This window comes from Pantoea phytostimulans (assembly GCF_046118715.1).
Classification (GTDB): domain Bacteria; phylum Pseudomonadota; class Gammaproteobacteria; order Enterobacterales; family Enterobacteriaceae; genus Pantoea; species Pantoea phytostimulans.
In genome coordinates, this window is the sequence record NZ_CP173698.1 from 1,820,288 (window position 1) to 1,840,144 (window position 19,857).

The 19,857-nt window shown below is 51.8% G+C and carries 13 protein-coding genes; 5 read left to right on the forward strand and 8 right to left on the reverse strand.

What is annotated here, in order from left to right; translation table 11 throughout:
* Positions 1-23: 23 nt before the first annotated feature.
* Together rcsC and gyrA are read right to left on the reverse strand one after the other, a co-directional pair.
* A complete protein-coding gene (gene rcsC, locus ACF2G4_RS08425) occupies positions 24-2,876 on the reverse strand; it encodes a two-component system sensor histidine kinase RcsC (protein WP_409075868.1) in 2,853 nt (950 codons plus the stop codon).
* Between the two features lie 334 nt (positions 2,877-3,210).
* Positions 3,211-5,886 carry a DNA topoisomerase (ATP-hydrolyzing) subunit A gene (gene gyrA, locus ACF2G4_RS08430; protein ID WP_243077523.1) on the reverse strand — a complete coding sequence of 892 codons (2,676 nt, stop codon included), beginning with the start codon at positions 5,884-5,886 and terminating at the stop codon, positions 3,211-3,213.
* 177 nt (positions 5,887-6,063) lie between these two features.
* On the opposite strand from gyrA, the gene ubiG reads away from it, so the two are divergent.
* The 4 genes from ubiG to yfaE all read left to right on the forward strand — a co-directional run bounded on the left by ubiG (position 6,064) and on the right by yfaE (position 11,017).
* Positions 6,064-6,792: a bifunctional 2-polyprenyl-6-hydroxyphenol methylase/3-demethylubiquinol 3-O-methyltransferase UbiG gene (gene ubiG / locus ACF2G4_RS08435; protein WP_243077522.1), complete on the forward strand. Its 729-nt coding sequence runs from the start codon at positions 6,064-6,066 to the stop codon at positions 6,790-6,792.
* Between the two features lie 468 nt (positions 6,793-7,260).
* The gene (gene nrdA, locus ACF2G4_RS08440) at positions 7,261-9,546 is read left to right on the forward strand and encodes a class 1a ribonucleoside-diphosphate reductase subunit alpha (RefSeq protein WP_243077521.1); all 2,286 of its coding nucleotides are present in this window, start codon (positions 7,261-7,263) and stop codon (positions 9,544-9,546) included.
* A gap of 77 nt (positions 9,547-9,623) precedes the next feature.
* Positions 9,624-10,754, forward strand: a complete 1,131-nt coding sequence (gene nrdB / locus ACF2G4_RS08445) for a class Ia ribonucleoside-diphosphate reductase subunit beta (protein ID WP_215846127.1) — start codon at positions 9,624-9,626, stop codon at positions 10,752-10,754.
* A 2-nt stretch (positions 10,755-10,756) separates the two neighbouring features.
* Entirely contained in the window at positions 10,757-11,017 is a 261-nt protein-coding gene (gene yfaE / locus ACF2G4_RS08450) for a class I ribonucleotide reductase maintenance protein YfaE (protein WP_215846126.1), read from the forward strand.
* 53 nt (positions 11,018-11,070) lie between these two features.
* On the opposite strand, the gene ACF2G4_RS08455 is transcribed toward yfaE, so the two are convergent.
* Together ACF2G4_RS08455 and elaB are read right to left on the reverse strand one after the other, a co-directional pair.
* Positions 11,071-12,267: a nicotinamide mononucleotide deamidase-related protein YfaY gene (locus tag ACF2G4_RS08455; protein ID WP_243077520.1), complete on the reverse strand. Its 1,197-nt coding sequence runs from the start codon at positions 12,265-12,267 to the stop codon at positions 11,071-11,073.
* Between the two features lie 252 nt (positions 12,268-12,519).
* Positions 12,520-12,831 carry a stress response protein ElaB gene (elaB, locus tag ACF2G4_RS08460; RefSeq protein WP_215846125.1) on the reverse strand — a complete coding sequence of 104 codons (312 nt, stop codon included), beginning with the start codon at positions 12,829-12,831 and terminating at the stop codon, positions 12,520-12,522.
* Positions 12,832-13,166: 335 nt separating this feature from the next.
* On the opposite strand from elaB, the gene ACF2G4_RS08465 reads away from it, so the two are divergent.
* Entirely contained in the window at positions 13,167-14,825 is a 1,659-nt protein-coding gene (locus ACF2G4_RS08465) for a glucan biosynthesis protein D (RefSeq protein WP_215846124.1), read from the forward strand.
* Between the two features lie 57 nt (positions 14,826-14,882).
* On the opposite strand, the gene ACF2G4_RS08470 is transcribed toward ACF2G4_RS08465, so the two are convergent.
* The 4 genes from ACF2G4_RS08470 to nuoM form a co-directional block, all read right to left on the reverse strand.
* Complete coding sequence (locus tag ACF2G4_RS08470; protein WP_215846122.1) at positions 14,883-15,332, reverse strand: GNAT family N-acetyltransferase; 450 nt, start codon at positions 15,330-15,332, stop codon at positions 14,883-14,885.
* Between the two features lie 34 nt (positions 15,333-15,366).
* Positions 15,367-16,713, reverse strand: a complete 1,347-nt coding sequence (locus ACF2G4_RS08475) for an HdeD family acid-resistance protein (protein ID WP_409075869.1) — start codon at positions 16,711-16,713, stop codon at positions 15,367-15,369.
* A 122-nt stretch (positions 16,714-16,835) separates the two neighbouring features.
* The gene (gene nuoN, locus ACF2G4_RS08480; RefSeq protein WP_409075870.1) at positions 16,836-18,293 is read right to left on the reverse strand and encodes an NADH-quinone oxidoreductase subunit NuoN; all 1,458 of its coding nucleotides are present in this window, start codon (positions 18,291-18,293) and stop codon (positions 16,836-16,838) included.
* Between the two features lie 6 nt (positions 18,294-18,299).
* Complete coding sequence (nuoM, locus tag ACF2G4_RS08485) at positions 18,300-19,820, reverse strand: NADH-quinone oxidoreductase subunit M (RefSeq protein ID WP_409075871.1); 1,521 nt, start codon at positions 19,818-19,820, stop codon at positions 18,300-18,302.
* Positions 19,821-19,857: the final 37 nt, after the last annotated feature.

Genomic DNA, 19,857 nt, shown 5'->3' on the forward strand with positions numbered 1-19,857 from the left:
CCTTTTCATTCTGCCCTACCGCTCTACCCTTCCCGCGTTTTCCGTACCCGATCCGCATAAATCGCTAACGTAACCTTCAGTACATCTAACGTCACCGGTTTCGACAGACAATTGTCCATGCCCGCATCCATACAGCGCTGCTTCTCCTCCGCTAAGGCGTTGGCCGTGACGCCCACTACCGGGAACACATGGCCCAACTGGCGTAAGCGCTGTGTCAGGCGATAGCCATCCATATTAGGCATGTTAACGTCGGTTAGAACGATATCGATCTCATTGCGGCTCAATACATTAAGCGCATCCACACCATCCTGAGCCGTTTTGACCTGATAACCTAATGTGCCAAGTTGTTCAGAGAGCAACATGCGGTTTATGGGATGATCGTCGACGATCAGGACCATAATGTCGTCGTTGTTTACCTTCTCCTCCACGGCACCGGCTAACAACAACGCATCTGCGGCTTCGTTTTCTACTGGAATGCGGTAGATACGCGCCAGCAGCGTCGGCAACTCATGCAGCGTGGCGGTGCTGTGAACCCAACGTCCCGACTGACGTTCGCGCGGCATATCAGCATGCCCGCCGTCAAAGGTGATAACCGCACGCAATGGCGCATCCATTTCCAACTCATAATCGGCCAGCAGCACGTCGTCATTGCCCACTTTGCCCAGATATTCAGCCACGCGAAGGCCCTGCTGCTGCAACTGCCGCGTGATAAATTCGGCTAAGTACTCATTGCGCATCGCCAGCCAAATGGTTTTGTCTTGCATACCCTCCAGCAGTGGCGGCGAGGGTTGCTGACCTTGGTAGATCGGAATACGCACAATGAATTGGCTGCCCATGCCGGGTTCAGAATCGACCTCGATATCACCATCCATCATGTTGATCAGTTTTTCACAAATTGCCAGGCCTAATCCGGTCCCCTGGAAATTACGCTGCACGCCATTACCCACCTGGAAGAAAGGATCGAACAGCCGTGGCATCTCTTTTGCGGGAATGCCCACGCCGGTATCGCGCACGCGGAACGCCAGATAACCGTCCAATACATAGGCATGCAGAATAATGCAGCCGGTATGGGTAAATTTGATGGCGTTGTTAAGAAGGTTAGAGATGACTTGTTGCAGGCGCAACGGATCGCCATCCAGCGCCTGCGGCACGTCGTGTTCGATGAAGCAATAAAGCGTCAGGCGTTTTTTCACCACCAGCGATAAGTAGTTGCCGACAATATGGGTGATCACTTCACGTGGCGCAAATGGGCGCGGTTCAATCTTCAACTGTTCCGATTCAATTTTCGAGAAGTCGAGAATGTCGCTGATGATCTTAAGCAGCAGGCTGGAAGAGTTATTCATTGCCGTGACCAGCGCATCGACACTGCTTGGCAATTTCTTAGTTTGTAGCAGATCGAGGTTGCCGATAATGCCATACAGCGGCGTACGCAATTCATGGCTGACCGTGGCGAGAAACATCGATTTGGACTGGCTGGCCTGCTCTGCCGCGTGCGCCATTTCCTGCAATGACTGCTCCATGCGAACACGCGCGGAGACATCCACCAACACGCAAATCGCGACGTTCTCATTGCGATAGCGAGAGTGAACAAAGCTGATTTGCAAGTTGGTATTGCTGCCGGTAAGCACATCGACAAAATTGACCTGTTGGCCGCCAATGATTTCGTTGAGTCGCTGGCGATCTTCTTGCGTCAGTAAGGTCAGATAGTTATGAGCCAGTTCATTGCTGAGGATGTTGGTACCATCGCTGGTACGCAAAATACAGATGCCCACAGGCGCCGACGCGACAATTTTACGGTTGAACTGTTCATGTTCTTCCAGCCGATGCGCGTTCTCTTCAGCAGGCAGGAACATGCGGCGCTCAAACAGCCAGGCTAAGGTAAATAACAGCACCGCGCTAAAAATATTGAGCAGCAGTGCGTTGATCATCATCAGCTTTAATTGGTCAACCAGCACATGGGTGGAGACCGACCACACCACATTTAAGTCTGATGGCGGCAGCGGCTTTTTCAGGACTAACTGGCGATAACCGTCGAGATAACCAAACCAGGTTTTATCATCCGGCAGGTCATCCATTGAGAAACCCACGCCACCACGCCGTGAAGAGATTAACGGTCGATTATTCTCATCGAGAATAGTGGCCACAACAGGTAAATTGCCGGGCTGAATGAATTCATCCAGGCGAATATTTTGTTCAACACCCAACAATGCCTGTAGTTTATTCGCCACATAAACCGGCACCACCATATAGAAGTTGCCCACGCCCGGTTGGGTACTGTTATTAATCCAGTACATCGGATTACGTCGCTCTTCTTCATTGCTGTTTCGATAGCGCAGTACGTGTTCACGCAATGACTTTAGGCTGCGCTCACGATCAATATTGCTGCTGCCAATGGTGAAATCAGCAAGACACTGATTTTCACCACCGATAAAGAACACCCGATTGAGTTCATAAGAAGAGGCGAAATTACTCTTCCAGTAATTAATGTAATAACTCAAAGAATCCAACGAATTGCGCCAGGTATTACTCATTGAGGTGCAATCGCCATCGGAAAACAGCGGTGTGAATTGAGGCTGCGTTGATTTGCCGGGCATCATACCGGTTAAGACATCCAGCCCATTGCTGGCATTGGTTAAGCGGTTTTCGGTGATAAATTTCAGCTCACGCATCATGTCTGCTGAGTGGCGAATATACCACTCTGTCAGGCCGTAATTACTGGCGAATTCCTGACGCACCTGATTCTCTTTATCGTGCAGTACACTGATGATGTAAAACGAGGTCAGTACCGCGCCTAACAACCAGATCAGAAGCGCCAGCGCTCTGAACAGGTAGCGCGAAATGCGAAGTGTAGTGCGAAATGAGACAGGATATTTCAAAGGAAACTCGCAGTTGGCAAGATTAATCGCATGATGAATTTGGAATGCCCATACACTAGCTTTATCACGCGAAAAAAGCCAGCCGGGCGCGGGTTAGCCGGGCTATTTGGGAATCTTTGAATGTGCTTTTAGACAATTTGCCCGTCGGGAAAAAATGAGGTGCAGCCGATCCGTTTGGATGTGGAGTTCCTTAGCAATGGGATACGCTTCTCCGCTGGATTTATTCGGATATAAAGTGACCCTCATTACGCTGAAAAATAAAGCAAAAAAAACGGCAGGCCGGGTTTCCCCTGACCTGCCGTTGTTATGACGAACCTAACTTGCTGCGGAAAGATTACTCTTCTTCGTCAGCAGCCGGTGCGTCATCTTCGTCTTCAAGATCGGCTTCGTCAATATCGGCATTATCGATATCCGCTTCCGGTGCGATGTCTTCATCACCTTCCGCGACGCTACCGTCGATTGAATCCAGCTCTTCTTCTTCAACCGGCTCGGCAACGCGCTGCAATCCAACCACGTTTTCATCTTCTGCAGTACGAATCAGTATCACACCTTGGGTGTTACGGCCCACGACGCTGACTTCTGAAACGCGCGTACGTACCAGCGTACCTGCATCGGTGATCATCATGATTTGATCGCTATCAACGACCTGTAACGCACCAATGACCGGACCATTACGTTCGGTAACTTTGATCGAAATAACGCCCTGCGTCGCACGCGACTTGGTTGGGTATTCCGAGTTAGCGGTACGTTTACCGTAACCATTCTGCGTTACGGTCAGAATCGCGCCATCTTCACGTGGCACAATCAGCGATACAACGCGATCGCCTTCCGCCAGCTTGATGCCGCGAACACCCGATGCAGTACGACCCATTGCACGCACAGCGGTTTCTGCGAAGCGCACCACTTTACCTGCGGCGGAGAACAGCATGGTTTCATCGCTGCCGTTGGTCAACGCTACGCCAATCAGTTCATCATCTTCACGCAGATTGACGGCAATAATACCGGCGCTACGTGGACGGCTGAACTCTTTCAACGCGGTTTTCTTCACGGTACCGCTGGCGGTAGCCATAAAGATGTTGAAGCCTTCAGTGTACTCACGCACCGGTAGAATTGCGGTGATGCGCTCGTTGGCTTCCAGCGGCAGCAGGTTGACGATTGGACGACCACGTGCGCCACGGCTGGCTTCAGGCAGTTGATAAACCTTCATCCAGTAGAGGCGACCACGGCTTGAGAAGCACAGAATGGTGTCGTGGGTGTTAGCCACCAACAGACGATCAATGAAGTCTTCTTCTTTGATTCGCGCCGCAGATTTACCTTTACCGCCACGACGCTGCGCTTCGTAATCCGTTAATGGCTGATACTTCACATAACCCTGATGCGACAGCGTGACCACAACGTCTTCCTGATTGATCAGGTCTTCGATGTTGATATCCGCGCTGTTTGCAGTGATTTCAGTACGACGCTCGTCACCGAACTGATCGCGCATCAGCTCCAGCTCTTCGCGGATCACTTCCATCAAGCGTTCTGCGTTTTGCAGGATATGCAGTAACTCAGCAATCTGGTCAAGCAGCGCTTTGTATTCGTCGAGCAATTTTTCATGCTCAAGTCCGGTCAGTTTCTGCAGACGTAAATCAAGGATCGCCTGCGCTTGCTGTTCGGTCAGATAATATTGACCTTCACGAATACCATACTGCTCGTCAAGCCATTCTGGACGTGCTGCATCATCACCTGCACGCTCCAGCATGGCTGAAACGTTACCCAACGCCCATGACTGCGAGATCAGGCCGCTTTTCGCTTCCGCCGGGTTTGGCGCACGGCGAATCAGCTCGATGATAGGATCGATGTTAGCCAGCGCAATCGCCAGGCCTTCAAGGATATGCGCACGGTCGCGCGCTTTACGCAGTTCAAAAATGGTACGACGCGTAACCACTTCACGACGATGGCGAACAAAGGCTTCCAGAATCTCCTTCAGCGCCATAATCTTAGGCTGGCCCTGATGCAGCGCCACCATATTAATGCCGAACGAGGTTTGCAGCTGCGTCAGTGAATAAAGGTTATTCAGCACCACTTCACCCACCGCATCGCGTTTGATTTCGATGACGATGCGCATGCCGTCTTTATCAGACTCGTCACGCAGTGCGCTGATGCCTTCAACGCGCTTCTCTTTCACCAGCTCCGCAATCTTCTCAATCAGGCGCGCTTTGTTCACCTGATAAGGAAGTTCATGAATGATGATGGTTTCACGGCCCGTTTTTGCATCTGCTTCAACTTCACCGCGAGCACGGATATAAATTTTGCCGCGACCGGTGCGGTAAGCTTCTTCAATGCCACGACGTCCGTTGATGATGGCGGCAGTCGGGAAATCAGGCCCCGGAATGTGCTCCATCAGCCCTTCAATGCTGATGTCTTCATCTTCGATATACGCCAGGCAACCGTTGATCACTTCGCGCAAGTTATGCGGCGGAATGTTGGTCGCCATACCTACCGCGATACCGGACGAACCGTTCACCAGCAGGTTAGGAATTTTTGTCGGCAGAACTTCAGGAATTTGTTCAGTCCCGTCGTAGTTCGGTACGAAATCGACGGTCTCTTTTTCCAGGTCAGCTAACAGATCGTGGGCGATTTTGGACATGCGTACTTCGGTATAACGCATCGCAGCAGCGGAGTCGCCGTCGATGGAGCCGAAGTTGCCTTGACCGTCCACCAGCATGTAACGCAGGGAGAAAGGCTGGGCCATACGTACGATGGTGTCGTAAACGGCGGAATCACCGTGTGGGTGATATTTACCGATAACGTCACCGACAACGCGGGCAGATTTTTTATAGGGTTTATTCCAGTCGTTACCCAGTTCGCTCATCGCGAAGAGTACGCGGCGATGCACCGGCTTCAGGCCGTCACGCACATCGGGTAAGGCTCGGCCAACGATGACCGACATGGCGTAATCGAGGTAAGAATTTTTTAACTCTTCTTCGATATTGACCGGTGTAATTTCTCTCGCAAGGTCGCTCATGGAGCCGCTATCCCTCTACTTAATCCCGGATTTTAAAGGTGCGAAAGTATATCACACTGCATTCATCTGGTGAACGTTAACCACCTATTTCACCCGCTTTTCCTTATGTCTGAGAGGTGCGCCGCAACGGCTTAAGCGTTTATACTCAGTCAACATTTTGTCAGGAGTTACGATTCAATGAATGCACAGCCGCAGAATCATCAGCAGAACGTCGATGCGCAGGAAATTGCCAAGTTTGAGGCCGTTGCCTCACGCTGGTGGGATCTCGAGGGTGAATTTAAACCTTTGCACCGCATTAATCCGCTGCGCCTTGGTTATATTGCGCAACACAGCAACGGCTTATTTGGTAAAACCGTGCTGGATGTCGGTTGCGGTGGCGGCATTTTAGCCGAGAGCATGGCGCGCGAGGGTGCCGTGGTTACCGGGCTCGATATGGGCGCAGAACCGCTGGAAGTGGCACGTATGCACGCGTTGGAAACGGGCGTGAAGCTCGATTACATTCAGCAAACCGTGGAGGATCACGCGGAAACCCACGCCGGAAAATATGATGTGGTGACCTGCATGGAGATGCTGGAGCACGTTCCCGATCCGCGCTCGGTGGTTCATGCCTGCGCGCGTCTGGTGAAACCGGGCGGCGAAGTCTTCTTCTCCACCATCAACCGCAACCCCAAAGCCTGGCTGATGGCGGTATTTGGTGCGGAATATGTGCTGCGTATGGTGCCGCGCGGCACGCACGATGTGAAAAAGTTTATCCGGCCCTCAGAGTTATTGGGTTGGGTAGATGAAACCCCGCTGCGCGAGCAGAACATCATCGGCTTGCACTACAACCCGATAACCAATAAGTTTCGTCTGGGCCGCGGCGTGGATGTGAACTACATGATCCACACGCGTCACAGCAAAAACTAATCTGTGTGGCGCGCAACCCGTTTGCGCGCCCGCTGTCATTTATTCTCCTCCCCTTTGCTTAGCGAATCCTTTACCCACCGTTTAAATGCATAACCCGCGCTGATTAACGATACGTTTTTCGATCCATTGAGTGAGCCGCTAGCCCATAGATTGGAAAAACGTCAGTAATGAATGAAAAATCAGCGGTCGCTCAAGAAAGGGAATTTTTTATCAAACCGGTTGACACGATGGCGGGCCTTACAACACGCGGCCTAGGAAATTTCGCAAAAAAAACAAGCCCAGAATCATCATTTTTTCCTCTTGTTAAGCTGCAGCAAATTACTAGAATATGCCCCCATATTGTTATGAATTTCCCCCTGAACCCCTAGATGTAGTGTTTATCCACAACATTATTCACAATGAATATGCTGTGTATAAACCGGGATTTCTTTTAATTTTTGGATACTCACGCAAAGGTAAAAACGCGACATGAACCAAAGTCTGCTCGTTACTAAACGCGATGGCCGCCAGGAGCGCATTGACCTCGACAAGATTCACCGTGTGCTGGACTGGGCAGCTGAAGGGCTGAACAACGTCTCCGTTTCACAGGTTGAACTGCGTTCCCACATTCAGTTTTATGATGGCATCAGAACCTCTGACATTCATGAAACCATTATCAAGGCCGCTGCAGACCTGATCTCTCGCGATGCCCCGGACTATCAGTACCTCGCTGCTCGTTTAGCGATTTTCCACCTGCGTAAAAAAGCTTACGGCCAGTTTGAACCACCAAAACTGTATGACCAGGTGGTCAGCATGGTTGATAAGGGCAAATACGATAGCCATCTGCTGGAAGACTACAGCGTTGAAGAGTTCGAGCAGATGGACGCGTTTATCGACCATTGGCGTGATATGAACTTTTCCTACGCGGCGGTTAAGCAGCTGGAAGGTAAATATCTGGTGCAGAACCGCGTTTCGGGCGAAATCTACGAAAGTGCGCAGTTCCTCTATATCCTGGTTGCAGCGTGTCTGTTCTCCGGTTATCCGCGTGATACCCGCATGGATTACATCAAGCGTTTCTACGATGCGATTTCAACTTTCAAGATCTCACTGCCGACGCCAATTATGTCTGGTGTGCGTACGCCAACGCGTCAGTTCAGCTCTTGCGTATTGATCGAGTGTGGCGACAGCCTCGACTCTATCAACGCCACCTCCAGCGCCATTGTGAAATACGTTTCGCAGCGTGCCGGTATCGGTATCAATGCAGGCCGTATTCGTGCACTGGGCAGCCCAATTCGTGGTGGCGAAGCGTTCCACACCGGTTGTATCCCATTCTATAAGCACTTCCAGACGGCCGTTAAATCCTGCTCTCAGGGCGGTGTTCGCGGCGGCGCAGCGACTTTGTTCTATCCAATGTGGCATCTGGAAGTTGAAAGCCTGCTGGTGTTGAAAAACAACCGTGGCGTTGAAGGCAACCGCGTACGTCACATGGACTACGGCGTGCAGCTGAACAAGCTGATGTATCAGCGCCTGTTGAAAGGCGAAGATATTACCCTGTTCAGCCCGTCAGACACGCCGGGCCTCTATGACGCGTTCTTCGCCGATCAAGATGAGTTCGAACGTCTTTACACCAAATATGAAAAAGACGACAGCATCCGTAAACAGCGCGTTAAAGCGGTGGATCTGTTCTCCTTAATGATGCAGGAACGTGCTTCAACCGGCCGTATCTACATTCAGAACGTCGATCACTGCAACACACACAGCCCGTTCGATGCCAGCATCGCGCCGGTTCGCCAGTCCAACCTGTGTCTGGAAATCGCGCTGCCGACCAAGCCGCTGAACGATGTTAACGACGAGAACGGTGAAATCGCGCTGTGTACGCTGTCAGCGTTTAACTTGGGTGCGATTGAAAGCCTGGACGATCTGGAAGAGCTGGCAACGCTGGCAGTTCGTGCGCTGGATGCCCTGCTCGACTATCAAGATTACCCGATCCCAGCCGCACAGCGTGGCGCAATGGGCCGCCGTACCTTGGGTATAGGTGTAATCAACTACGCTTATTATCTGGCGAAAAATGGCGTGCGCTACTCTGATGGCAGTGCCAATGGCCTGACGCATAAAACTTTCGAAGCGATTCAGTTCTACCTGCTGAAAGCCTCAAATGAGTTGGCGAAAGAGCAAGGTGCCTGCCCGTGGTTCAATGAAACCACCTATGCGCAAGGCATTATGCCGATTGACACCTATAAGAAAGATCTCGATACCATCTGCAACGAGCCGCTGCATCTGGACTGGGATGGCCTGCGTGAGCAGATCAAAACCCATGGTCTGCGCAACTCAACGCTCTCTGCGCTGATGCCGTCTGAGACCTCTTCGCAGATCTCCAATGCCACCAACGGCATTGAACCGCCACGCGGTCATATCAGTATCAAAGCTTCTAAAGACGGGATTTTGCGTCAGGTGGTACCAGAGTATGAGCGTTTGAAAGATCAGTATGAACTGCTGTGGGAAATGCCAAACAACGACGGTTATCTGCAACTGGTTGGCGTGATGCAGAAGTTCATCGACCAGGCAATTTCGTCGAACACTAATTACGATCCCTCGCGTTTTGCCAACGGCAAAGTGCCAATGAAGCAGTTGCTGAAAGATCTGCTGACGGCGTATAAGTTCGGCGTGAAAACGCTTTACTACCAAAACACCCGTGACGGGGCTGAAGATGCGCAGGATGACATGGCACCTTCAATCCAGGATGACGGCTGCGAAAGCGGCGCGTGTAAAATCTAACGGTCAGGCGGGAGCTTATCCCGCCTTAGTCATTTCACGGGACTCTTGCGCGTCCCGTCTACTTTTGGACAGTTTTTATGGCCTACTCCACCTTTTCACAAAACAAAAATGACCAGCTGAAAGAGCCGATGTTTTTCGGTCAGTCGGTTAACGTGGCGCGCTTTGACCAGCAAAAATATGACATTTTTGAAAAACTGATCGAGAAGCAACTTTCTTTTTTCTGGCGTCCAGAAGAAATCGATGTTTCACGCGATCGTATCGATTATCAGGCGTTGCCCGAGCATGAAAAACACATTTTTATCAGCAACCTGAAATATCAAACGCTGCTGGATTCGATTCAGGGTCGTAGCCCGAACGTCGCGTTGTTGCCGCTGATTTCGATCCCAGAGCTGGAAACCTGGATTGAAACCTGGGCGTTCTCCGAGACGATTCACTCGCGCTCTTACACCCATATCATCCGTAACATCGTTAACGATCCCGCGGTGGTGTTTGATGACATCGTGACCAACGAGCAGATCCTGGCCCGTGCGGAAGATATTTCCGGCTACTACGATGACCTGATCGAGATGACCAGCCATTGGCACTTGTTCGGTGAAGGTACGCATGAGATCAACGGCAAAACGGTTGTCGTTAGCCTGCGTGCGTTGAAGAAACAGCTCTACATCTGCCTGATGAGCGTCAATGCGCTGGAAGCCATTCGCTTTTACGTTAGTTTCGCCTGCTCCTTTGCTTTTGCCGAGCGCGAACTGATGGAAGGCAACGCCAAAATCATTCGTTTGATCGCCCGTGATGAAGCGCTGCACCTGACCGGCACTCAGCACATGCTGAACCTGCTGCGCACCGGTGAAGACGATCCAGAAATGAAAGAGATTGCGGCTGAATGTCGTGAAGAGTGTTTTGAGCTATTCAAGAAAGCGGCGCTGCAAGAAAAAGAGTGGGCGGAATATCTGTTCAGTGGCGGCTCAATGATCGGCCTGAATAAAGACATTTTGTGCCAGTACATTGAGTACATCACCAATATTCGTATGCAGGCGGTCGGCCTTGATTTACCGTTCCAGACGCGCTCTAACCCTATTCCATGGATTAACTCATGGCTGGTGTCTGATAACGTTCAGGTTGCACCGCAGGAAGTAGAAGTCAGTTCCTATCTGGTCGGCCAAATCGACTCTGAAGTGGGTGAAAACGACTTCGACGACTTCCAGCTGTAAGCATGAGTCGCTCCATCGTTATTCTGCGCACTTCCGGCACCCGGCTGGAGTGCGCAGACGATCATCCCAATCTGCTGGCAATGCTTGAAGCACAAAATATTTGTGTGGAATTTCAGTGTCGGGAAGGTTATTGCGGATCGTGCCGTACGCGCTTGCTCAAAGGCGAAGTGTATTATGCCGAGACGCCGCTGGCGTTTGTGGAACAGGGCGAGATTCTTCCCTGTTGTTGCCGAGCCAAAGGTGAGATTGAGATCGCGCTATAAACACAACGGGCGCCTTACGTAGGCGCCCGTTGTGCTTTAGTTTACCGGGTTATTTAACGCTTCACCGTTTCAAGAATATCAATCCAGCCGTGGCCGGTGCTGACTTCGCTGCCGTGTAGCCAGCGGCGCAGCATGTTCATTGCCATCATCGCCACCACTTTCTGCCGCGTCTCCTGATTATGCCGTCCGTGTGTAAACTTCACTCGCTGTCCCCACGTCGCTTCAGGCGTATGCAGTGCGATAGCGACTTCGCCTTCTTCTAATGCGCCCACAGACAACGCCAGCGGCGTCTGCTGCCGTGCTGCCACGCTTGCTGTGCGTGTTACCTGATCTTCCAGTGTTTCAGCCTGCTGCGGCAGAACTTCTGCGGCACTGAGCGGCACCTCAGCTGAGGCTAGCTGCCAGTTCAGCAGACCCGCCGTGAATTGTTCACTGATCGCCAACTGCAGATCCCGATCTTTTAATTCACGCGCTAACAAGGCGGGAAATCCTTCGGTGCCTTCAAAAATGGTGCATTCAGCCAGTTGCAGCCGAACCTGTTGCCAAACCTGCTCCATCGCGATGCGCTGACTGGCCGGCCCGGTAAGTTTGATTTCTATGATCGGCATGGAAGAGCGATAACCCATCACCACACCTTCTGGCAGGGCCAGCGGTTCCAGCTCCGCTGCCAGATCGCTTTCGCCGCGACCAAAGGTGGTCAGGCGCAGGCAAAGCGGCGGTTCAGGCAGTTCAAACTTACTTTTCAAACGCGGAATGATTTGCTGCTCAACCATAGTTTTGAATTCAGAGGGTACGCCAGGCGTAAAGAACATCCAGCAGCGATTGAGCTGTAGCGCAAAACCGCAGGCAGTGCCGACGGGATTATCCAGCATCTCAGCATTGGCCGGTATTTCCGCCTGCTTGCGATTGCTCGGTGCCATGATGCGGCCTCGACTGGCAAACCAGGCTTCCATGTTTTCCAGCCATTCTTGCTGCATTTTGAGTTCTACACCGCAGGCTTTTGCTGCGGCTTGCGCGCTGAGATCGTCGCTGGTGGGGCCAAGTCCGCCATTAACAATCAATACGTCGGCTTCGTGACTGCGTGCCAGCAAAGTCTCAACCAGTGAATCCATGGCGTCGCCTACCGTGCTTCGACTGGTCATGGGTAAACCTTGCTGGAACAGCACATCGGCCAGCCAGGCCGCATTGGTATCGACGATTTGGCCATGCAGTACCTCATCACCGGTTGACAGCATCTCTACTCTAATCACGTATCGTTCTCCTTTTGCCGAGGGTTCCACTTTAGAAAGCCTGCCGACGAAACACAATCGATCGCATGCGAATAGGCGGTTTTAGTGTATAGCGGCAGAGTTGTGCCACATTGGCGGACAAAACAGCAGTCAAATCGTGAGGGGAATCTTTCGGGGTAAACATCATGATACCGACGCTGTGCGTGGGTCAAAGTGACAGGCAACATAGAGCAACGGCGGGAAAACCCGCCGTTTTATAACGTCTGACGCAGCTTAACGACGCGCCAGCAGCAGCCCAAGCACCAGCCCGGCGGTGGCGCCGATACCGATGCCTTTCCAGGGCTGTTCATGTACATAATCATCAGCGCGGTAAGCGGCTTGTTTGGCGCGATAATAATAGCTATCTGACGCCTGGCTGACGCGTGATTTAACATCATGCAGCGCCTGCTCCGCTTTAGTTTTGAGCTCAATGTATTTCTGGTCGGCCGGATCGCCCGATGACTTCAACACTTCTTCCAGCGTTTCTGTCAGCAGCGCTAAATCATCATCCAGGCCAGTCTCAAACGGTTCAGTCTCTTTTACCATTGTTTCCTCCGTGTACATTGCAAAGCAGTTCCTTAACTATAGCCACTAATTTGCGCTCTGCCGCTTTCACTTACCAGGAATCACCCGAGTTTTCATTTGTTAACGTGATTTTTCTTTTCACGCTACGCTTTTATCGATGCAAAGAAGTGTAAGCCAGGCGCGTCAGCCGACAATTTCCCTTCGCTTCTTTGATTAATCTGATAAATTTTGTTCGGACTGAATTTTTCAACTACCCGGCTGTCGTACCCTCCTGTTGCCTGCGATTATCAGGCCATGAAAGTGCATTTCGCACGACAGTCACGACAAACTCGAACAGCTAAGGAAAGATCTCTGGCATGAATCGAAGAATGTTTATGAAAGCGTCAATGGCCTTCTCCGCTGTTAGCGGTATGACTGGCCTGTCGACGCTGTTTGCGCAATCCGCCTGGGCAGAAGATGGCATTGCTGACGGAACCGCAGTACGCTTCGATTTCGACGTATTGAAGAAGCAAGCGGCCAGTTTGGCGAAGCAACCTTGGGGTGGCGCGCCGGGTGCGTTGCCTGAAACACTGGCTACGTTAACGCCGCAGGCCTACAACGAAATTCAGTACGATGCGAATCACTCCTTGTGGAACACCATTCCTGACCGCGAACTGGATGTGCAATTCTTTCACGTTGGCATGGGCTTTAAGCGCCGCATCCGTATGTTCTCGGTGGATGGCGATAGCCGCCAGGCCCGCGAAATTCACTTTCGCCCGGAGTTGTTCAACTACAACAATGCCAAAGTCGATACCAAACAGCTTGAAGGCAAAAATGACCTCGGCTTTGCTGGATTCCGTGCATTTAAAAAGCCTGAACTGGCACGCCGTGACATCGTTTCATTTTTAGGTGCCAGTTACTTCCGCGCCGTTGATGACACTTTCCAGTATGGTTTGTCGGCGCGTGGTGTAGCGGTAAATACCTTCAGCAACGGCCAGGAAGAATTCCCTGACTTCACCGCGTTTTGGTTTGAAACGCCGGATGCAGATGACACCACCTTCACCTGCTACGCCCTGTTAGATGGTGCCAGCCTGACTGGCGCATACAAGTTCATCATCCATTGCGAAGAGAAGCGCGTGGTGATGGAGGTTGAAAACCACCTGTTCGCGCGTAAAGAGATCCGTCAGCTTGGCATTTCGCCAATGACCAGCATGTTTAGCTGCGGCACCAATGAACGCCGCATGTGCAATACCTATCATCCGCAGATCCATGACTCCGATCGCCTGGCGATGTGGACCGGAAAAGGCGAATGGATTGCCCGCCCCTTGAATAATCCGCAGCGCCTTCAGTTCAACGCTTATGAAGATGAAAACCCACGCGGTTTTGGTTTGCTGCAGCTGAACCATGACTTTAAGGATTATCAGGATGTGATTGGCTGGTATGACAAACGTCCAAGCCTGTGGGTTGAACCGGTGGGAAAATGGGGTAAAGGTGCCATCAATTTGATGGAAATCCCTACCACCGGTGAAACGCTGGATAACATTGTCTGCTTCTGGCAACCCACCGAACCGGTAAAAGCTGGTAGCGAATTCAGCTTCTCTTACAAGTTGTACTGGAGTGGCTTACCACCGGTTCGCAGTGGGCTGGCGCGCGTTGATGCTACGCGTACCGGTATTGGCGGCTTCCCAGAAGGCTGGGCTCCGGGCGAACATTTCCCTGATACCTGGTGCCGCCGTTTTGCTATCGACTTCGTCGGTGGCGATTTGAAAGCTGCTGCGCCGAAAGGGATTGAACCGGTAATTACCGTTTCTTCTGGTACGTTTAAGCAGGTTGAGATTCTTTATGTCGAGCCGATCAATGGTTATCGCATTCTGTTTGACTGGTATCCCAACAGCGACTCAACCAAGCCGGTCGAAATGCGTCTGTTCCTGCGTACCAAGGATGAGACGTTGAGTGAAACCTGGCTTTATCAATATTTCCCGCCGCCGCCAGATCAACGTAAACACGTTGATGATCGGCAGATGACGCCGGGCTAAACAGAACGGCGAGGAACATTCCTCGCCGTTTTTTTATCTCTTATTTCTGTCTACCGATTATTTCTGCATATCAATGTGCGGAATATCATCTTCGAGGTACTCCTCACTGACCGGGAGGAAACCGTGTCGTCCGTAAAATTTTTGCAGATGTGCCTGGGCAGAGAGAAACAGCGGGGAGTCCGGCCACTGTTTTTTACAGCTCACCAGCACCTGCTCCATCAGACGATTCCCCAGATTGATGCGACGAGCCTGATCCGAAACAATCACCCGACCAATTTTCACTGGGCTGATCTCATCTAACGGTGAAAGAATTCGTGCATAAGCCACCAGCTCATCGCCACGCATTCCTAACAAATGCCGATTTTCAGCCATTAAATCCTGACCATCAACGTCGAGATAGGGACACATTTGCTCAACCACAAACACTTCACAGCGTAACGCCAACAACGCATAAAGCTGCTGTACGGTTAAATCGCGATGATGAAGATCCAGCCAGGTAATTTCCATCTTTTTTCCTTATTGACGGTATTCGCTTTGAACGTCATTTGATAATACTGCGCGACGGCACCCTTTTCTGCTGCCACAGCACATATCGCAACCGTAAACTTTGCCACAAGCGAATCGGCCACAACTGGCTTGACTGAGGTTCAATGACCCTTTTCAGCAAACTGACATAATCCAATACCAAACCCGGCGTCCACGTCATCTCTTCAGCACGGCCACGTACCACGCCCAATAACCAAAAGTTGGGATCGCTTAACAGACGAAATCCAGCATAGGGCTGCCTGGCTAAAATGCCTTCCAGAGCCACGTCCAGCGCCTGAACTACGGTGGATGAGCAATTACGCGCCGTAAGGTTATAGGTGCTGTCGGCGCTATAGCGCTGCCAGTAATGCTGTAATGCAATTAAGTTGTAGTGCGGAAAAATAACCTGTTTGTCAGGCCGACACCAGCCAGCGACTTCCTCTGCCAGCGAAGGCAGAAAACGTCCAGCAACATCATTGTGTTCTCCGGCACGCAGCACGGCGCGAAAATTACCGCTGTCGCGATCGATTTCGTCACGCGGATAGTGGCTGACATAGAGATTATCGCCCGCTTCTAGCGCCGCGTGGCCAGTGGAAATCACCCCATTGTGATCCACCGCAGCGATATAACGGTCAATAATACGATAACGCTCGCGTACCACACTGGAACCCACCGGTGTCCAGACATAGACCGTTAACGTTTGCGACGGCGGCAAATCGGGAAAGCTGGGATGATCGTAGCGGCTACCGTGCCAGCGCCGTAATCCTGCAGCCTGAAACAGCGGCAGTACGGTGACTGAACTTTCCTCGGTAAGCAAACGCGCCTGACGCGCCATTAACAATAAACTGGTCGCAATGCTTAACAGCAGCAGCGCAAAGCAAAGTGGTACCGCAATATGATGATGGAATGGCCAGTCGCTGATGATCACTACGCTGAGCAGCAATTCTATGGCACCCGTAAAACAGTGCTTTTGCCAACGTACGCCGCGCAGTACCAGCGCAGCCGCGATGCGAAAACAGCCGTCGAGAAAGAAAGCGATGCCAAACAGCAACGCTGAAACATCATTGTTATCTTCCGGGATATCGAAGATCAGAAAGGCGATAAATAAAAACCCCACGCCTTTGAGCAGGGTTAGCCAGTCGATGAGCATCTCCCTGGTCATTGCCAAGACCATCTGCACCACGCCTTCGATGATGAACAAAATCGCCAGCGTGTCTAACGGCACCGATAACAAGCCATCGCTGCCAATGTCGTAAAGGATCAACAAGGCAAAGGCCAACAGAATGACGCCGCCAATCGCCAGCCAATACCAACGCCTGCGCAGCACCTGTGCACCGGTTAATAGAAAGATCAGCTTGATCACAAAACCTCTGCGCGGCGAATTCAACACTGATTAAAAATTAGCAACGACAGGCAGGATTGTCAGATTACAGGCAAAAAAAAATCAGGCCCAAAGGGCCTGATTCGGCTATTTCACGGCTTTGCTTACATCAGCGGCTGAGCAATCTGCACCAGATTAATCAGCGGCTGCGGATAAATACCTAACAGCAGTACCAATATCGCGGAGATCAGTACCACAACACCGCCAGCGGTAAACGCCCAGTTAGCCGGTGTATCACGGGTGTGCAGTTCCGGCGGGCTAAGATACAAGCTCACCGTAACGCGCAGGTAGTAATAGAGGCCAATGGCACTACCGGCGACGACCGCGCCGGTCAACCACCACAGGTTAGCGCTGACGCCAGAGGCGATAACGTAGAACTTACCGATAAAGCCTAAGGTCATTGGTATACCTGCCAGTGACAACATCATCACTGTCATCACCGCTGACAAAATCGGACGATGCCAGAACAGACCGCGGTAAGAGTAAAGCGAATCTGCATCCGGGCCACGATAAGGGCTGGACATCAAGCTAACCACACCAAACGCGCCAAGACTGCTGAACAGATAACCGGCCAGATAAACACCGGCGGTTTCCAGCGACAGCTGATGTGATTTCACCGCGATCAACGCGACTAGCAGATAACCGAGGTGCGCAATGGAGGAGTAGCCCAGCAGGCGCTTGATGTTGCTCTGCGAGATCGCCATCAAGTTACCGAACAGAATCGACACAAAGGCGATGATGCCCAGCACCGTGCGAACTGCTTCACTATCAGTGACGGGTGCGTACATAAACAGACGCATGATCACGCCAAAAATGGCAATTTTACTGGCGGTGGCCAGGAAAGTAGAAACCGGCGCTGGCGCACCCTGATAAACGTCTGGCGTCCAAAGATGGAACGGCACCAGCGACAGTTTAAAGCCGAGACCGATGATCATCATGCCCAAGCCCACCAACAGCAGCGGCTCCTGAATCATGGTGTCATTCAGGCTCTTGCCCAGCTCAACGAAACTCAGGCTGCCTGAATCAGCGTAGACCAGTGCAATACCAAACAGCAGGAACGATGATGCTGCTGCCGACAGAATGGTGTATTTCAGTGCCGCTTCCAGCGAGCGTTTCTGTCGGAAAGCGTAACCAATTAAGCCAAACAGCGGCAGCGACAGCAGTTCAATACCGATGAACAACGAAGCAAGATGGTTGGCACTCGCCAGCACGACACCGCCCAGTGCAGCAATCAGCACCAGCAGGTAGAACTCATCCTTGTTGTCTGGGAACCCGACCAACCAGGGATAGGCGAAGGTACAGGTTGCCAGACTCGCCAGCATCACCAGCGCGGTATAGAACATGGCATAGCCATCCACGCGCATCAGCGGCGTGACGTCCATTGGGCCAACCTGGCCAACAAAGTAAAGCGAGAACAGCGCGAGATTGAGGCCAATCACCGTTAGCGTGGCGTTAACAAAATGGTTGCGTCGCCAGGCAATGGACAGCATCACAACCACCACCGTCAATCCGACGATCAACAGCGGCAGCAACGCGATCAATTGTTGAGGAGTTATTGTCATGGCGAATTACGGCCTTGTAGTTGAAATTGAAGCGGTAAACCACTGCTGAATATTGCTCATTGCAGCGTGCGAGGTGTCCAGAATCGGTTGTGGATAGATACCCAACAACACCAACAGCACCACTAACACACCAATCGTCCCGAACTCGCGTGGGGACATGCCCGGCAGCGGCTCTTTTGACTTCGCTTCGCCGTAATAGGCGCGCTGCATCATGATCAATGAATAAACAGAAGCAAATACCAGACCGAAGGTCGCAATCACGATAATGACCGGCACAACCTGGAAACTGCCGGTGAGGATCATGAATTCACCGACAAAGTTACCGGTGCCCGGCATACCCAAATTAGCGACCGCAAAGAACAGTGACAGACCAGGAATCCATTTAATGCGCGACCATAAACCGCCCATCTCACGCATGTCTCGCGTGTGTAAGCGCTCATACAACTGACCACACAAGATGAACAGCGCAGCGGCGGACAGGCCGTGTGCAATCATCTGAATCACTGCACCCTGGAACGCCAACTGGCTTCCGGTATAGATCGCAATCAGTACAAAGCCCATATGCGAAATTGAGGTGTAAGCAATCAGGCGTTTGATATCGGTTTGTGCAAAGGCCATCCATGCACCGTAGAAAATGCCGACAATACCCAGCCACATAGCGATAGGTGCAAACTCTGCCGACGCATTAGGAAACAGCGGTAGACTGAAGCGCAACAAACCGTAAGCGGCGGTTTTCAGCAAAATGCCGGCGAGGTCAACCGAACCTGCCGTAGGTGCCTGGCTGTGTGCATCCGGTAACCAGCCGTGTAACGGCACCACCGGCATTTTTACCGCAAAGGCAATGAAGAAGCCCAGCATCAGCAGATATTCAACGGTTTTTGACATCGGCGTGTTCAGCAGCAGTTCGTAATTAAACGTCCAGACGCCAGTCGCGCTGTAATGCACAAATACCAAGCCGAGAATCGCTATCAACATCACCAGACCGGAAGCCTGGGTATAGATGAAGAATTTGGTTGCTGCGGTAATGCGGGTTTTGCCGTCGGAGGCTTTATGACCCCAGAGTGCGATGAGGAAGTACATCGGCACCAGCATCATTTCCCAGAAGAAGAAGAACAGGAACATATCGATGGAGAGGAACACACCGATGACCCCACCCAAAATCCACATCAGGTTAAGGTGGAAAAAGCCCTGATACTTATTGATTTCGTTCCAGGAACAGAGCACCGCCATCAGGCCGAGCAAACCTGTCAGCACCACCATGAGCAGTGACAGGCCATCAATAGCCAGATGGAAGCTAATGCCGAAGCGAGGGATCCACGGCACTGAGAAACTCGATTGCCACTGCGGAATACCCGCTGCCTGCGTGAGTGAATAGCCTCCCTGCAACCACAATTGCAGCGAAAGCGCCAATGTCAGCCCCATGGTGATCAGGGCGATCCAGCGTGGCACCTTCGCGCCGAGGCGCTCGGTTAGCCAGCAGAGCAAGCCACCGACGAAGGGGATTATGATTAGCCAAGGTAGTAACACGGCGTTTTGTTCCCTTTTATGATCCTAAGCGGGCTAT

What these genes read in the sequence shown, in the direction of transcription:
- gyrA (WP_243077523.1), bottom strand. Translation starts at nt 5,886, where the DNA reads ATGAGCGACCTTGCGAGAGAAATTACACCGGTCAATATCGAAGAAGAG.
- ubiG (WP_243077522.1), top strand. Translation starts at nt 6,064, where the DNA reads ATGAATGCACAGCCGCAGAATCATCAGCAGAACGTCGATGCGCAGGAA.
- nrdA (WP_243077521.1), top strand. Translation starts at nt 7,261, where the DNA reads ATGAACCAAAGTCTGCTCGTTACTAAACGCGATGGCCGCCAGGAGCGC.
- nrdB (WP_215846127.1), top strand. Translation starts at nt 9,624, where the DNA reads ATGGCCTACTCCACCTTTTCACAAAACAAAAATGACCAGCTGAAAGAG.
- yfaE (WP_215846126.1), top strand. Translation starts at nt 10,757, where the DNA reads ATGAGTCGCTCCATCGTTATTCTGCGCACTTCCGGCACCCGGCTGGAG.
- elaB (WP_215846125.1), bottom strand. Translation starts at nt 12,831, where the DNA reads ATGGTAAAAGAGACTGAACCGTTTGAGACTGGCCTGGATGATGATTTA.
- ACF2G4_RS08465 (WP_215846124.1), top strand. Translation starts at nt 13,167, where the DNA reads ATGAATCGAAGAATGTTTATGAAAGCGTCAATGGCCTTCTCCGCTGTT.
- ACF2G4_RS08470 (WP_215846122.1), bottom strand. Translation starts at nt 15,332, where the DNA reads ATGGAAATTACCTGGCTGGATCTTCATCATCGCGATTTAACCGTACAG.
- nuoN (WP_409075870.1), bottom strand. Translation starts at nt 18,293, where the DNA reads ATGACAATAACTCCTCAACAATTGATCGCGTTGCTGCCGCTGTTGATC.